Origin of the sequence: Nitratireductor sp. GCM10026969 (assembly GCF_042660605.1) — a bacterium.
Lineage (GTDB): Bacteria > Pseudomonadota > Alphaproteobacteria > Rhizobiales > Rhizobiaceae > Chelativorans.
Genome location: NZ_JBHSUM010000104.1, coordinates 1 through 14,612 on the forward strand (window position 1 = coordinate 1; position 14,612 = coordinate 14,612).

At 64.6% G+C, this 14,612-nt stretch carries 12 protein-coding genes and 1 other RNA gene; 9 read left to right on the forward strand and 4 right to left on the reverse strand.

The window, feature by feature from the left end; genetic code table 11:
* Both ACFP9U_RS17860 and ffs read right to left on the reverse strand, forming a co-directional pair.
* Positions 1-1,257: DNA polymerase III subunit gamma/tau (locus ACFP9U_RS17860; protein ID WP_378623526.1), on the reverse strand; the 1,257-nt coding region annotated here is incomplete at its 3' end.
* A gap of 107 nt (positions 1,258-1,364) precedes the next feature.
* Positions 1,365-1,461: signal recognition particle sRNA small type (gene ffs / locus ACFP9U_RS17865), an RNA gene on the reverse strand.
* Between the two features lie 113 nt (positions 1,462-1,574).
* On the opposite strand from ffs, the gene ACFP9U_RS17870 reads away from it, so the two are divergent.
* Positions 1,575-1,994 (forward strand): HIT family protein, encoded by a 420-nt coding sequence (locus ACFP9U_RS17870; protein WP_378623527.1) that lies wholly within the window; start codon positions 1,575-1,577, stop codon positions 1,992-1,994.
* Positions 1,995-2,020: 26 nt separating this feature from the next.
* Positions 2,021-2,959, forward strand: coding sequence for an NAD(+) diphosphatase (nudC, locus tag ACFP9U_RS17875; RefSeq protein ID WP_378623529.1), 939 nt, complete (start codon positions 2,021-2,023; stop codon positions 2,957-2,959).
* Positions 2,960-3,086: 127 nt separating this feature from the next.
* Here the strand turns inward: nudC and ACFP9U_RS17880 are convergent, their stop codons facing one another.
* A complete protein-coding gene (locus ACFP9U_RS17880; protein WP_378623530.1) occupies positions 3,087-4,013 on the reverse strand; it encodes a prephenate dehydratase in 927 nt (308 codons plus the stop codon).
* Between the two features lie 2 nt (positions 4,014-4,015).
* On the reverse strand, positions 4,016-4,759 hold the full coding sequence (locus ACFP9U_RS17885; RefSeq protein ID WP_378623532.1) for a 3-deoxy-manno-octulosonate cytidylyltransferase: 744 nt from the start codon (positions 4,757-4,759) through the stop codon (positions 4,016-4,018).
* Between the two features lie 201 nt (positions 4,760-4,960).
* Between ACFP9U_RS17885 and ACFP9U_RS17890 the strand changes: the two genes are divergently transcribed.
* From ACFP9U_RS17890 to ACFP9U_RS17920, 7 genes are all read left to right on the forward strand, one after another.
* A complete protein-coding gene (locus ACFP9U_RS17890) occupies positions 4,961-5,683 on the forward strand; it encodes a c-type cytochrome (protein WP_378623534.1) in 723 nt (240 codons plus the stop codon).
* Positions 5,684-5,821: 138 nt separating this feature from the next.
* Positions 5,822-7,720, forward strand: coding sequence for an extracellular solute-binding protein (locus tag ACFP9U_RS17895; RefSeq protein WP_378623542.1), 1,899 nt, complete (start codon positions 5,822-5,824; stop codon positions 7,718-7,720).
* Between the two features lie 41 nt (positions 7,721-7,761).
* Complete coding sequence (locus ACFP9U_RS17900) at positions 7,762-9,645, forward strand: extracellular solute-binding protein (RefSeq protein ID WP_378623535.1); 1,884 nt, start codon at positions 7,762-7,764, stop codon at positions 9,643-9,645.
* A gap of 117 nt (positions 9,646-9,762) precedes the next feature.
* Positions 9,763-10,860, forward strand: coding sequence for a microcin C ABC transporter permease YejB (locus ACFP9U_RS17905; protein WP_322453995.1), 1,098 nt, complete (start codon positions 9,763-9,765; stop codon positions 10,858-10,860).
* Positions 10,861-12,012: an ABC transporter permease gene (locus ACFP9U_RS17910; RefSeq protein WP_378623537.1), complete on the forward strand. Its 1,152-nt coding sequence runs from the start codon at positions 10,861-10,863 to the stop codon at positions 12,010-12,012.
* Positions 12,009-13,640, forward strand: a complete 1,632-nt coding sequence (locus tag ACFP9U_RS17915; protein ID WP_378623539.1) for an ABC transporter ATP-binding protein — start codon at positions 12,009-12,011, stop codon at positions 13,638-13,640. Before ACFP9U_RS17910 ends, ACFP9U_RS17915 begins: the two co-directional genes overlap by 4 nt.
* Before the next feature lie 13 nt (positions 13,641-13,653).
* Positions 13,654-14,607, forward strand: a complete 954-nt coding sequence (locus ACFP9U_RS17920; RefSeq protein ID WP_378623540.1) for a 2-hydroxyacid dehydrogenase — start codon at positions 13,654-13,656, stop codon at positions 14,605-14,607.
* Positions 14,608-14,612: the final 5 nt, after the last annotated feature.

Consider the following 14,612-nt stretch of genomic DNA (forward strand, 5'->3'; position numbering starts at 1 on the left):
GACCGCCCGCGCCCCGCCATTGCCGGAGGGCGCAGCGCCTGGCCCGTTGGCGGAGGCCCCGCCCGCCGTCCCGGCGGGCATATTCTCGAGCGCTTTCAGCGCTTCGTCCGGTGTCGGCAGATTGGCCGCATGCGCCATGCGGATCAGCACCATCTCGCCCGCGGCAACCGGTCTTGCGGACGATTGCACCTCCTGGATTCCCTTGAGCAGCATCTGCCAGGCACGCGAAAGCACGCGCACCGAAAGCGCCTTGGAGAATTCAAGCCCTCGCGTGCGCTCGGCTTCCGAGAGGGAGGCGTCGTTCGCCGCATCGGGTACGAAGCGCAGCCTTGTGACCAGATGATTGAACTCGGCGAGATCCGTCAGCACCGTGGCCGGGTCCGCACCCGTATCGTACTGGGCGCGGAATTCGGCGAGCGTGGCGGCGACATCGCCCTTCATCAGGTGCTCGAAAAGGTCGATCACGCGTGCCCGGTCGGCAAGGCCCAGCATGTCGCGAACGGTCGCGGCCGTCACATTGCCCGACGAGTGGGCGATCGCCTGGTCGAGAATGGAAAGCGAATCGCGCACCGAGCCTTCCGCCGCCCGCGCGATCATGGCGAGCGCCTCGTCTTCGACGCCGACACTTTCCTTGTCGGCGATAGCCCGCAGATGCTCCGTCAGCACGCCGGCGTCTACGCGGCGCAGGTCGAAGCGCTGACAGCGCGACAGCACGGTGATGGGCACCTTGCGGATCTCGGTGGTGGCGAAGATGAACTTTACATGCGGGGGCGGCTCCTCGAGCGTCTTCAGCAGGCCGTTGAAGGCCTGGTTCGACAGCATGTGAACCTCGTCGATGATGTAGACCTTGTAGCGCGCCGAGACCGGCGCATAGCGCACCTGCTCGATGATGTCGCGGATATCGTCGATGCCCGTATGGGATGCGGCGTCCATCTCGACCACGTCGACATGGCGCCCTTCCATGATCGCTTCGCAATGCTCGCCCGGGGTGCCGAGCTCGATGGTGGGCTGGTCGACGGTATCGGTCTCGTAGTTCAGCGCGCGGGCCAGGATCCGCGCCGTCGTGGTCTTGCCGACGCCGCGCACGCCGGTCAGCATCCAGGCCTGGGCGATGCGCCCCGATGAGAAGGCGTTGGTCAGCGTGCGCACCATCGGCTCCTGGCCGATGAGGGCGGTAAAGTCGCGCGGGCGGTACTTGCGCGCCAGAACCCGGTAGGCGCCGGCCTTGGCCTGTTGCATCTGCCCGGCGTCGTTCATCTGGTCGTCGCGCTCCCTTGGTCGGCGTTGCGGAGAAATATCCGCCGCCAGTACGCCGAGTTTCCTCTTCGAGGCGGCGCCACGTCAATGGTGCAGCGGGGAAAAAGGTGGGAGGCTGGCACGATGACCCGTGCCTGGCTCGTTAGGGCTGCTTCCTTCCGGACCTGACCCGGTTGGCGAGTGGCGCGTCCACCACCAACCTCCCGTCCCCCATATCGTCAATCGCATGCCCAAATGCAAGTGGGTGTTCCCTTGAAGGAAACGCTTGCAGCGGCTCCGCCCACAATCTAGCTTTCTGCAAATTGAGGAAAGACGCCATGCTGCCCGGCGGCAAGGGAGGATTTGAGCTCGACCCGCGCCTGGAGACCGAAAGCATTCCGGTCGCGTGGCTGGGCCTTTGCGAGTTGCGCCTGCGCGATGATCGGCGCTGGCCGTGGCTACTGCTCATCCCGCAGCGTCCGGGGATCGAGGAACTGCACGACCTGACCCCCCTTGACCAGGCGATGCTGAGCTTCGAAACAAACCTGGTCTCCAAGGCGCTGAAGGAAATGACCGGCTGCACGAAGATCAACTGCGCCGCCCTCGGCAACGTCGTGCGCCAGCTCCATGTGCACGTGATCGCCCGCAACGAGGGCGATCACGGCTGGCCCGGTCCCATCTGGGGACATGGCGTGCGCGAGCCGTACGGCCCGCAGGAGTTGCGCCGCTTCGCCGAGAAGATACGCAGGCGCCTGTGAGGCAGGCCGGAGCAAACGAGGACTGGATGGACTTCATCACCCACGGACAAGCCGCAAACGCAGGCGAGCCGATCGCCTTCACCCGCAGTCTCATCGATCCCCAATCGGAAAGGCGCCCCGACGATGCGGCCGAGACCGCACTGAAGAGCCCGCATGCGCGGCTCTTGCTCGTACGGGAGAACAGGCTGTGCCTCAAAACGGGCGAGGAGCGATTCGCGTCGTATTTTTCGCGCCAAGAGGCCGAAGACCTTGAAGCGCGTTTCACCGAGGCGGTACTTCTCGGCCAATCGGTCGAGGGGCCGATCCTTGCCTTGCCTTACGACCGTGCGCCCGAGACGCTGCCGGAAACTCTCAAGGCCGTCGATTTCCGCTCCATTTATATTCAGGGCCTTCTCGCTCCGGAGGATCTCGGTGCGCTGGCGCAGGGTGCGGCCCTCCTGTCCTGGCACAACAATCACCGTTTCTGCGGCCGCTGCGGCAGCGAAACGGTGATGCGCGCGGGCGGCTACCGGCGCTACTGCGCGGGATGCGATCGCGAGCATTTCCCGCGGACCGATCCCGTCGCCATCATGCTGGCGGTGCGTGGCGACCATTGTCTTCTCGGGCGAAGCCCGCACTTTGCACCGGGCATGTATTCCTGCCTCGCCGGCTTCATCGAACCTGGCGAAACCATCGAAGCGGCGGTGCGGCGCGAGACCTTCGAGGAGTCGGGCGTCCGGATCGGCCAGGTCACCTACCGCGCAAGCCAGCCTTGGCCCTTTCCCTATTCGCTGATGATCGGCTGCATCGCCGAGGCCGTCACGGAAACGGTCGACCCGGACGCGGCGGAACTGGAGGACTGCCGCTGGTTTTCGCGCCGGGAGGTCCGCCGGATGCTGGCAGGCGATCACGAGACGGGACTGACCACACCGCCCAAAGGAGCCATCGCACGGCACCTGATCGCCGGCTGGGCGGGGCCGGAATAAGCGGGGCTTGCGCAAAAATGCTGTGCGTGCCTCGACCCTCACCCTTCGACAAGCTCAGGATGAGGGTCGAGTCAAGGCAATGTCGGCGCGAGCGTTCATGACTGAGAGGCGGCCCAAACGCCAGCCCTCACCTCGAGCCTGTCGAAGGACGAGGGCGGGATGCTGGGTGCGTCGCTTCGTCCTCGTCTTCATCCTCGCTCTGCATGGCGCGGAAGGGATGCGCTTCGTAGACCCCGAGAATCCGCACCTCGCGTGAGAAGAAGCGCAGTTCCTCCAGCGCCAGCGCCACGTTGCGGTCATCAGGGTGGCCTTCGACGTCGGCATAAAAAAGCGTGGAGAAGAACTTGCCGCCGAGCTGGTAGCTCTCGAGCTTGGTCATATTGACGCCGTTGGTGGCGAAGCCGCCCATGGCCTTGTAGAGCGCGGCCGGCACGTTGCGCACGCGAAAGATGAAGGTGGTGACCATGGCCTGGTCCGACGTGCGGCGCTCCGCCCAGTGCTTCTCCTTCGACAGCACCACGAAGCGGGTCACGTTGTTGTTCGTGTCCTCGACATTCTCGGCCACGATGTCCAGCCCGTAGAGCTCCGCCGCAAGCCGGGGGGCCAGCGCCGCGCTGGCGCGCACCTTCTCTTCGGCCACCATGCGCGCCGCGCCGGCCGTGTCGCCGGCCACCATCGGCTTCCAGCGGTGCCTGCGGATGATCTTGCGGCACTGCCCGAGTGCATGGATGTGGCTGTAGACGGCCTTGATCTCCGAGGCGTCCACGCCCGGCAGAACCATGAGCTGGAAATGGATCGGCAGGAAATACTCGCCGACGATGTAAAGCCGCGAATGCGGCAGCAGGTGATGGATGTCGGCCACCCGGCCCGCAATCGTGTTCTCGATCGGAATCATGGCGAGATCCGCCTTGCCGGTCTCCACCGCGTTGAAGGCGTCCTCGAAGGTGGCGCAGGGCAGGGGCTCCATCTCGGGAAGCATGTCCCTGCACGCGGTATCCGAATTTGCCCCCGGTTCGCCCTGGAAGGCGATCTTGTTGGTTCTTCTTGGCCCCATTTTCACCCCGCCTGGCTGGACAGAATTTTTCTGGCGCGCTCCAGGTCGGCCGGCGTGTCGACGCCGAGCGGGACCGAGCGCACGATCTCGGCATCGATGCGCATGCCGGCTTCCAGCGCGCGCAGTTGCTCCAGCCGCTCACGCCGTTCGAGAGTGGAGGGCGCCAGCGCCACGAAGCGCTCGAGCGCGGCGCGCCGATAGGCATAGATACCGACATGGTGATAAAGGGGCCCCCCGCCCCAGGGCGCCGTCGCGCGCGTAAAGTAGAGTGCGCGCAGCCGCACCGCCGCCGTTTCGAGCGGGGTGCCGACGATCTTCACCACGTTCGGATTGGTCTTCTCCTCCTCGTCGGTGATTTCGACGCCCAGCGTGGCGATATCCACCGCGGGAACTTCCAGCGGTCGCAGGACGGCACGAATATCTTCCGCCGGTATGGTCGGCAGGTCGCCCTGCAGATTGATCACCACCTCCGCCTCGCCTGCCGGATCGACCTTGCCCAGCGCCTCGTGAATGCGGTCGGAGCCCGATTCGTGGTCGTCGCGCGTGAGCACCGCCTCGATGCCCTCGGCCTGAACGGCGGCAGCGACGTCCGGTGTGTCGGTTGCCACGACGACGCGGCCCGCCCCGCTCTCGGCGGCCCGCGCGGCCACCTGCACGATCATCGGTTTTCCGGCGATTTCGGCTAGCGGCTTTCCGGGCAGACGCGTCGAAGCCAGGCGGGCAGGGATCAGGATAATGCTTTTCATGAACTGGCGTAGCGGTCTATGAGGGCGGCAAAAGTGGCAAAAGGTCTCACTCTGCCCAGTCTTATATGTGTTGCAACGCCGGAGCAAAAGACATAGTTTCCGCGCGATTTTACCGGCAGCGGTCGAACGCGGGGGACAGGCGTGCGGTAGAGGTTGCCGCCACCATGCCGCGGGCGTCCGGAAAAGGGAGCCTCTGGGCGAATGGATTCGTTCGAACTCAACAAGATCATTGGTGCGCTTCTCGGCGTTGTATTCGTCATTTTCTCCGTCAGCATTATGTCCGACGCGCTGTTTCATTCGCCCGCGCCGGCAACCCCCGGCTATGCCATCGCCGTACCGGAGGACGACGGTGCGGAAGGAGCCGGTGAGGAGCCGGTCGAAGAATCGGTCCTGCCGCTGCTGGCCGAGGCCGACCCTTCCGCCGGCGAAAGCATCTTCAAGCGTTGCCAGGCGTGCCACACGGTGGAGGAGGGCGGCCCGAACAAGGTCGGCCCGAATCTCTGGAACGTGGTGAACCGGCCCATCGCCGGCCACGAGGGCTTCAGCTATTCGGCGGCTTTGCAGGAATTTTCGCAAGGCGGCGAAGTGGTCTGGGACTACGAGCATCTCGATCATTTCTTGAAGGATCCGAAGGGCCTCGTGCCGGGTACGGCCATGTCCTACGCCGGTCTCAAGAATGTCGAGGACCGCGCCAACCTGATCGCCTATCTGCGCAATCAGGCCACTGAGCCGGCGCCCTTGCCGGAGGTTTCGGGCGAGGATGAGACTGCCGCAGAGGGCGCGGAGAGCGAAGCCGCTCCGGCCGAAGAGGCATCCGAGCCGGCAGAGAAAGCCGCGGAAGAAGCTCCGGCGCCGGAGGAAATCGAAGAAGGCGACGGCGGTGCGCCTGACACGACTGCGTCCCCCGCGTCCTCCGCAAATTAGAAGCGCTCCCCGCAGGGATCACAAAAAAGCCGGGCTGCCCGGCTTTTTTGCTATTTGCGGGGATCTGGCCGTATGCTTGTCTTCAAGCCGTAATGAGCTACCTTCGCGGCAAGGCGGAGGCGAAGGATAATGAAAAGAATGACCGTATGGGAGAGAATGAACGGATATAGCCTAAGCGCGGCGGTGCTGATCTCCGGCCTGACAATGGCGTTGATCACGGTCGTCCCTTCGGCCGTGGCCCAGGAATGGCGCACGGCAAGTTCCCTCATCGATCCGGATGTCGAAACGGAGACCTTCGAGCGTTTCGACTACGTCAATCCCGACGCGCCGAAGGGCGGGACACTGAATTCCGTTGCGGTCGGCACCTTCGACAGCTTCAACCCCTTCATCGTCCGTGGCACGTCGGCAGCGGGTTTCACCAATTTCGGCGGGCTTCTCTGGGACACGCTCATGCAGCAGTCCCCTGCCGAGCCCGGCACGAGCTATCCGCTTATCGCCGAGGCGTTCAAATATCCCGAAGACTATTCATCGGCCACCTATCGGCTCGATCCCGACGCCCGCTGGCACGACGGCGAGCCGATCACGGCGGAGGACGTGGTCTGGTCGTTCAACGTGCTGAAGGAGGTCAGCCCGCTCTATAATCGCTATTTCTCCAGCGTGACCGAGGCCGTGGTGCTCTCCGACCGCGAGGTGGAGTTCCGGTTCGACCAGACCGGAAACCGCGAGCTGCCGCACATCATGGGCGACCTGACGGTGCTGCCCAAGCACTGGTGGGAAGGAACGCGCCCCGACGGAACCCAGCGCGACATAACCCAGCCGACCCTGGAGCCGCCGCTCGGCAGCGGTCCCTACCGCATCGCCAGCTTCAATCCCGGTTCGGATATCGCCTGGGAGCGCGTCGAGGACTACTGGGCGGCCGATCTGCCCGTGAACATCGGCCGCCACAATTTCGACCGTCGCCGCTACACCTATGTCTTCGACGAGAACGCCGCCTGGCTGGCTTTCACAAAGGGCGGCGCCGAGGACATCCGCGTCGAGAACAGCTCGCGGCGCTGGATGACCGCCTATAATTTCCCGGCTTTCAAAGCCGGCGACGTGGTCAAGCGGGAATTTCCCAACGGTGGCCCGCACGCCATGCAGGCCTTCGTCTTCAATCTGCGGCTCCCCCGCTTCCAGTATCCCAAAGTGCGCGAGGCGCTGACCCTTGTCTATAATTTCGAGGAGCAGAACCGCACCCGCTCTTATGGTCAGTACACGCGCACCGACAGCTATTTCGAGGGCACCGAACTGGCGGCCGAGGGGTTGCCGGAGGGAAGGGAACTGGAGATTCTCGAACAGTTCCGCGACGAGATTCCGCCGGAAGTGTTCACCGAGGAGTTCCAACTGCCGGTCTATGACGATCCGGAGGATGAACGCCGCTACCTGCGCGAAGCCGTCGCGCTGTTCCGCGAAGCGGGCTGGGTCATCCGCGACGGCCGGATGGTGAACGAGGAGACCGGTGAGCAGTTTCGGATCGGATTCCTTGGCCGCACCGAAACCGACGAAATCATCACGAGCGGCTACATATCCAACCTGCGGCGGATCGGCATCGACGCCTCCTTGCGCATCATCGATACCTCGCAATATATCAACCGTGTCAATTCGTTCGATTTCGAGGCAATTACGAGTTCGTTCCTGCAGTCGCTCTCTCCGGGTAACGAACAGCGCGAGTTCTGGGGCTCGCAGGCGGCCGACATCCCCGGATCGCGCAATCTGGCCGGGATTCAGGATCCGGTCGTCGACGCACTCGTGGAAAAGGTCGTCTATGCGGAAGACCGTGAAGATCTCGTGGCCGCCACCCGCGCCCTCGACCGGCTGCTCTTGTGGCGCTACTACATGGTGCCGCAGTATCATCGGCCGGTCCTCTGGGTGGCCTATTGGAACAAGTTCGGCGTTCCAGAGGAGCAGCCGGAAGCTGCCGGTGTCGATATCGAGTCCTGGTGGATCGATCCCGAACGTGCCGCTGCGCTGAGGCAGAAATACAGGGATCGGAACTGACGTGACAACGGGGTGTTCCCTGATCCGCAAGGCTCTTCAACATGCGATATCTTGATCATTCCGCCCTTTCGCGGCGGCATTTCGTGAAATTGGCAGGAGCGGCTGTGGCCGCACCGCTCCTCGGCCGCCGCGCTTTTGCAGAAGTGCTCACCGGCACGTCGCTTCATGGCCTGTCGGCCTTCGGCGATCTGAAATACCCGGCCGACTTCACGCATTTCGACTATGCCAGCCCCGAGGCGCCGAAGGGTGGCACATTCGTCTTCCAGCCGGGCTACTGGCTCTACAACCAGAATGTACAAACCTTCAACACGCTGAACAGCTTCGTGCTCACCGGCGATGCGCCGCCACGGATCGAAATGTGCTTCGACGCGCTGATGTCGAGCGCGCTGGACGAGCCGGATGCGGTGTACGGCCTCGTCGCCGAAAGCCTCACGCTTTCGGAGGATCGCAACACCAGCACCTTCAGGCTGCGGCCCGAGGCGCGCTTTCATGACGGATCGCCGCTGACGGCCGAGGACGTCGCCTTCAGTTATCGCCTCCTGAAGGAAAAGGGCCATCCGCAGCTCTCCCTGCCGCTTGCCGAGATGGTCGCGGCGGAGGCGGTGGATCGGCACGAGTTCCGGCTTGTCTTTTCCGGCAAGCAATCCGAGCGCACGATGCTCGGCGTTCTCGGCTTTCCCATCCTTTCGCGCGCGGCGCTGGAGGGGCAACCCTTCGACAGCTCCAAACTCGAGCCGTTGCTCGCCTCCGGGCCCTACAAGGTCGGCCGCTTCTCGGCTGGCCGCTACATCGAATACGAACGTGTGGAGGACTATTGGGCGCGCGATCTTCCGGTTCGGCGCGGGCTCTACCATTTCGACCGCATTCGCGTCGAATTCTACGGCGACCGCAACGTCGCCTTCGAAGCCTTCAAGAAAGGTGACGTCTTGTGGCGCCAGGAGTTCACCTCCCGCGTCTGGGCCACCAGCTATGACTTTCCCGCCCTTCAGGCAGGGCGCGTCGTTAAGCGCGAATTCCCCGACGAGTTGCGCCCCAACTTCTACTGCAAGGCGCTCAACCAGCGCCGGGAACGCTTCAGCGACCGCCGTGTGCGCGAGGCGGTAGCGCTGTGCTTCGACTTCGAGTGGACCAACCGCAACATCTTTTACGGACTCTACGAGCGCTCGCACTCCCCCTTCGAGGGCTCGCCCTACAAGGCGGAGGGCCTTCCGTCCGAGGAGGAACTGGCGCTGCTCGAGCCGCTGCGCGGGCAGGTTCCCGATACCGCCTTCGGCGAAGCGGTGATGCAGCCGACCTCGGACGGTTCGGGGCGCGACCGGTCGAATCTGCGCCAGGCGCGTCAGCTCATGGAGGAGGCCGGCTGGCAGGCACGGGATGGCGTCCTCCACAACGCTGCGGGGGAGCGCTTCACGCTCGAATACATGGTGAACGACCCGATATTCCTGCGGGTCGAGCCGAGCTTCATCGCGAACCTCCGCGCCATCGGCATCGATGCCCGCATGCGTCAGGTCGACCCCGCGCAATTCCAGATGCGCCAGGTCAGCTTCGACTTCGACATGGTGGACGTTGCCGTCTCGCTCGGCGCCACACCCACCTTGGACAGCCTGATGCAGTTCTTCCATTCGCGATCGGCGGCGCTCGACGGCTCCTACAACTTCGTCGGCATGGCCGACCCGGCGGTGGACGCGCTCGTCGAGAAGACGGGTGCTGCAAGGGACCGGGAAGCGTTCACCGTCGCCATGCGGGCGCTCGACCGGGTCTTGCGCGCCCGGCTCGACTGGATTCCCAACTGGGCTTCACCCAGTCACCGCGTCGCCTATTGGGACATGTTCGGCTTCAAGGAGCCGAAGCCCGATTACGCCTTCCCGGTCGAGGCGCTGTGGTGGTACGACGAGGAAAGGGCGAAGGCGATTGGCAAGGCATGAACGGCCGGCGGCGGCGAGGCAGGGCAGTTTCCCTCAGTGCCCGGGAATGCAGCATAGGATAACGGGAACCATGGCCACAGGCTCGCGATCTCTTCGGCGCGGGGAGCCCATTCGCTGATGGGCGCCTATATTCTCCGCCGGCTGCTTTTGATGATTCCGACTCTGCTCGGCATCATGGCCATTACCTTTATTATCGTGCAGTTCGCCCCCGGAGGCCCGGTCGAGCAGGTCATCGCCCAGGTTACGGGCCAGGGTGGCGGCGCCGACGCGCGGCTGGGCGGTGCCGGAGCGGATCTCGGCTCCGAGAGCTTCGATACCTCTGGCAGCGAATCGCGCTATCGCGGTGCCCAGGGGCTCGATCCGGAGTTCATTGCACAGCTCGAACGCGAATTCGGTTTTGATAAGCCGGCGCACGAGCGCTTTTTCATGATGCTGTGGAACTATATCCGCTTCGACTTCGGCGAGAGCTATTTCCGCGACATCTCCGTGGTGGATCTCATCATCGAGAAGATGCCGGTGTCTATCTCGCTCGGCATCTGGATCACGCTCATTTCCTATGGCATTTCGATCCCGCTCGGAATCCGCAAGGCGGTGAAGGACGGTTCCACCTTCGACGTCTGGACGAGCGGCGTGATCATCGTCGCCTACGCCATCCCGAGCTTCCTCTTCGCCATTTTCCTGATGGTGCTTTTCGCCGGCGGTTCCTTCTTCAACTGGTTTCCCTTGCGGGGACTGGTGTCGGACAACTGGGCCGATCTTTCCTGGCCGCAGCGCATCCTCGACTATTTCTGGCATCTCACCCTGCCGCTGACGGCACTGGTCCTGTCGGCGTTCGCCACGACGACGCTGCTCACGAAAAACTCCTTCCTCGATGAAATTCGCAAGCAATATGTGATCACTGCGCGGGCCAAGGGGCTGGGCGAGCGACAGGTGCTCTACGGCCACGTCTTCCGCAATGCGATGCTCATCATCGTCGCCGGTTTTCCCGGCGCTTTCATCTCCTCATTCTTCACCGGGGCGCTTCTCATCGAAAGCATCTTCTCGCTGGACGGGCTCGGCCTCCTGGGGTTCCGTTCCGTCGTCGACCGAGATTATCCGGTGGTTTTCGCCACGCTCTACATCTTTTCGCTGCTCGGACTCATCATCAGCCTGATCTCCGATCTCACCTACACGCTCATCGACCCGCGCATCGATTTCGAGCGGAGAGACGTCTAGATGTCTGAAACGCAGTCAAAGGCCCAGGTGGAGCGCGTGCGCCGGAAGGTCTCACGCCCCTGGCTCTCGCCGATCAACCAGCGGCGCTGGCAGAACTTCAAGGCCAACGGGCGCGGCTACTGGTCGCTCTGGATCTTCTTGGTCCTCTTCATCCTTTCGCTGTTCGCGGAGTTCCTCGCCAACGACAAGCCCATCCTCGTATCCTACAAGGGCGAGATCCTCGTGCCCGTGCTGGTCGACTATCCGGAGGAGATGTTCGGCGGCTTCCTGGCGGTCACCGACTATCGCGACCCCTTCATTCAGGAGGAGATCAAGGCCAATGGCTGGATGGTCTGGCCGCCGATCCGCTACTCCTACCGCACGGTCAACAGCGAGATCCCCGAGGCGGCACCCGCAAAGCCCTCCTGGCTCTATACGAAGGAGGAGCGCTGCCAGCGCTACACCGAGGGCGTCGACGACCCGCGCTGCACGCCGGGCAACTGGAATTGGCTCGGAACGGACGACCAGGCGCGCGATGTTCTGTCCCGCGTCATCTACGGCTTTCGCATCTCTGTGCTCTTCGGCCTGATCCTCACCGCGGCTTCCGCCGTGATCGGCGTTTCCGCGGGGGCCGTGCAGGGCTATTTCGGCGGCTGGACGGACCTCCTCTTCCAGCGCGTCATCGAGATCTGGTCGTCCATTCCCGTTCTCTACCTGATTCTCATCATCGCCGCCGTGCTGCCGCCCGGTTTCTGGATCCTGCTTGGCATCATGCTTTTGTTCTCCTGGGTCGCCTTCGTCGGCGTGGTGAGGGCGGAGTTCCTGCGCGCGCGCAATTTCGAATACGTCTCGGCTGCGCGCGCGCTCGGCGTGGCCAACCGCACGATCATGTTCCGCCACCTTTTACCCAACGCCATGGTCGCCACGCTCACCTTCCTGCCCTTCATCCTCAACGGCTCGATCACCACGCTCACCTCGCTCGACTTCCTCGGCTTCGGCCTGCCGCCGGGCTCGCCCTCGCTCGGCGAATTGCTCAGGCAGGGCCAGCGCAACCTCGATGCGCCCTGGCTCGGCATCACCGGATTCTTAAGCCTCTCCATCATGCTGTCGCTCCTGATATTCATCGGCGAAGCGGTGCGCGACGCCTTCGATCCGCGGAAGACGTTCAAATGACCGCCGTGCCGCTTCTCTCGATCCGCGATCTGTCCGTCGCCTTCCAGCAGGGAGGGGAAGAGATGCTGGCCGTCGACCGCGTCTCCTTCGATATCGCCCGCGGCGAGACCGTGGCGCTGGTGGGCGAGTCGGGATCGGGCAAGTCGGTGACGGCGCTTTCGGTTCTGAAGCTCTTGCCCTATCCGGCGGCCAGCCACCCCTCCGGCGAGATCCTCTATGGCGGGCGCAACCTGCTTTCGGCCGACGAGACCGAGTTGCGCAGGGTGCGCGGCAACGAGATCACGATGATCTTCCAGGAGCCGATGACCTCGCTCAACCCGCTCCACACCATCGAGAAGCAGATCGGCGAGGTGTTGAAGCTGCACCAGGGCATGGGCGACAAGCGTGCCAAGGCGCGCACGCTGGAACTCCTGCACCAGGTCGGCATCCGCGAGCCGGAAAAGCGCCTCGACGCCTTTCCGCACCAGCTCTCCGGCGGCCAGCGCCAGCGCGTCATGATCGCCATGGCGCTCGCCAACGAGCCGGACCTCCTGATCGCCGACGAGCCGACGACGGCACTCGACGTCACCGTCCAGGCGCAGATTCTCGAACTTCTCGCCCGCCTCAGGCGCGAGAACGACATGGCCGTGCTCTTCATCACCCACGACCTCGGCATCGTGCGCAAGGTCGCCGACCGGGTTTGCGTGATGACCGGCGGCAAGATCGTGGAGAGCGGGCCGACGGCGGAGATCTTCGACAACCCGAAGCACGAATACACGCGCCACCTGCTCGCCGCCGAGCCCAAGGGCGAGCCGCCCAAGGCCGACCTTTCGGCTGAAAAAGTGATGGAGGGCGACGGCGTCAAGGTCTGGTTCCCGATCAAGAAGGGGTTCCTGCGGCGCACCGTCGACCACGTGAAGGCCGTCGACGGGGTCGACGTCACCGTGCGCGCCGGCCAGACGCTCGGGGTCGTCGGCGAATCCGGCTCGGGCAAAACGACGCTCGGCCTGGCGCTGTCACGCATGATCGGCTCCGAGGGCGCGATCCGCTTTTCCGGCGGGCGCATCGACGAGAAGTCGTTCCGCCAGATGCGGCCCTTGCGGCGCGAGATGCAGATCGTCTTCCAGGACCCCTTCGGTAGCTTGAGCCCGCGCATGTCGGTCGCCGAGATCATCCAGGAAGGCCTGCGCATCCACGAGCCGAAGATGTCGGACGAGGAGCGCGACGCGGAGGTGGTCGCCGTGCTCAAGGAGGTCGGGCTCGATCCCGAGGCCCGCTTCCGCTACCCGCACGAGTTCTCCGGCGGCCAGCGCCAGCGGATCGCCATCGCCCGGGCGATGGTCCTGCGGCCCCGCTTCGTCATGCTCGACGAGCCCACCTCCGCGCTCGACATGAGCGTGCAGGCGCAGGTGGTGGATCTCTTGCGCGACCTGCAGAAGCGGCACGACCTCGCCTACCTCTTCATCAGCCACGATTTGAAGGTGATCCGCGCGCTCGCCAACGAGGTGGTCGTGATGCGCAACGGCAAGGTGGTGGAGGCCGGCACGGCGGACCAGATCTTCCACACGCCGAAGACGGACTACACGAAGGCGCTGATCGCCGCCGCCTTCGAGATCCAGGCGGTGCCCGGCGGCGTCGTGAGCGAATAAGGGGGAGCGACAGATGACCGACAAGCCGGCCGCCGGCCGCGTCCTGCTTTCCATGACCGGCATGCATCCGAAGCGCTGGTACGACCTTCTGGCGAAGGAGCGCGCGATTGTGCTGGAGCCGGACGGGCCGGAAGACCCGACGATCGACTATGCGGTGGTCTGGAAGCAGCCGCCCGGCCTGCTTTCCCGCCTGCCCAATCTCAGGGCGATCTTCTCCATCGGCGCCGGCGTCGACCACATCCTCGCCGACCCGAAGCTCCCCGACGTGCCGATCGTGCGCGTGGTGGCGGAGAATCTGACGCAATACATGGTCGAATATGTCTCCTGGCGCGTGCTCGACCATCACCGGCAAGGCATCACCTACCGCGCCCAGCAGGCGGAAAAGCGCTGGCACGAGCCGCCCCAGCCGCCGGCGAACGAGGTCGCCGTCGGCATCATGGGCCTCGGCGTGCTCGGCCGCGCGGCGGCCACGGCGCTGAAAGCGCTCGGCTTCACCGTCAATAGCTGGAGCCGGCGCGAAAAGCGCCTCGACGGCGTGAACGGCTTTTCCGGCGAGGCGGGGCTCACCCCCTTTCTCGCCGCCACCGACATCCTGGTCGTCCTCCTGCCGCTGACGCCGGCGACGACCGGCATCATCGACCACGGCCTCCTTTCCCGGTTGAGGCAGGACGGCCCGCTCGGCGGCCCGTGCCTCGTCAATGCCGGGCGCGGGCCGCTGCAGAAGGAGGCGGACATCCTGAAGGCGCTGGAGGAGGGCGTTCTCAAGGAGGCGAGCCTCGACGTCTTCGAGCGCGAGCCGCTCGACACGCAGAGCCGGCTTTGGACGCACCCCCGCGTCTTCGTCACCCCGCACGCCGCCGCCAGCTCCGACCCTGCGCACCTGGTGCCGCCCATGCTCGCCCAGATGGCCGCCTTCGAGCGCGGCGAGCCGCTGAAAAACCTCGTCGACCGCGAAGCGGGGTATTGAGGCGG

Excerpts from the sequence above, each read along its gene's own strand:
- ACFP9U_RS17870 (WP_378623527.1), top strand. The coding sequence starts at position 1,575 with ATGCTGCCCGGCGGCAAGGGAGGATTTGAGCTCGACCCGCGCCTGGAG.
- nudC (WP_378623529.1), top strand. The coding sequence starts at position 2,021 with ATGGACTTCATCACCCACGGACAAGCCGCAAACGCAGGCGAGCCGATC.
- ACFP9U_RS17880 (WP_378623530.1), bottom strand. The coding sequence starts at position 4,013 with ATGGGGCCAAGAAGAACCAACAAGATCGCCTTCCAGGGCGAACCGGGG.
- ACFP9U_RS17885 (WP_378623532.1), bottom strand. The coding sequence starts at position 4,759 with ATGAAAAGCATTATCCTGATCCCTGCCCGCCTGGCTTCGACGCGTCTG.
- ACFP9U_RS17890 (WP_378623534.1), top strand. The coding sequence starts at position 4,961 with ATGGATTCGTTCGAACTCAACAAGATCATTGGTGCGCTTCTCGGCGTT.
- ACFP9U_RS17895 (WP_378623542.1), top strand. The coding sequence starts at position 5,822 with ATGACCGTATGGGAGAGAATGAACGGATATAGCCTAAGCGCGGCGGTG.
- ACFP9U_RS17900 (WP_378623535.1), top strand. The coding sequence starts at position 7,762 with ATGCGATATCTTGATCATTCCGCCCTTTCGCGGCGGCATTTCGTGAAA.
- ACFP9U_RS17905 (WP_322453995.1), top strand. The coding sequence starts at position 9,763 with ATGGGCGCCTATATTCTCCGCCGGCTGCTTTTGATGATTCCGACTCTG.
- ACFP9U_RS17910 (WP_378623537.1), top strand. The coding sequence starts at position 10,861 with ATGTCTGAAACGCAGTCAAAGGCCCAGGTGGAGCGCGTGCGCCGGAAG.
- ACFP9U_RS17915 (WP_378623539.1), top strand. The coding sequence starts at position 12,009 with ATGACCGCCGTGCCGCTTCTCTCGATCCGCGATCTGTCCGTCGCCTTC.
- ACFP9U_RS17920 (WP_378623540.1), top strand. The coding sequence starts at position 13,654 with ATGACCGACAAGCCGGCCGCCGGCCGCGTCCTGCTTTCCATGACCGGC.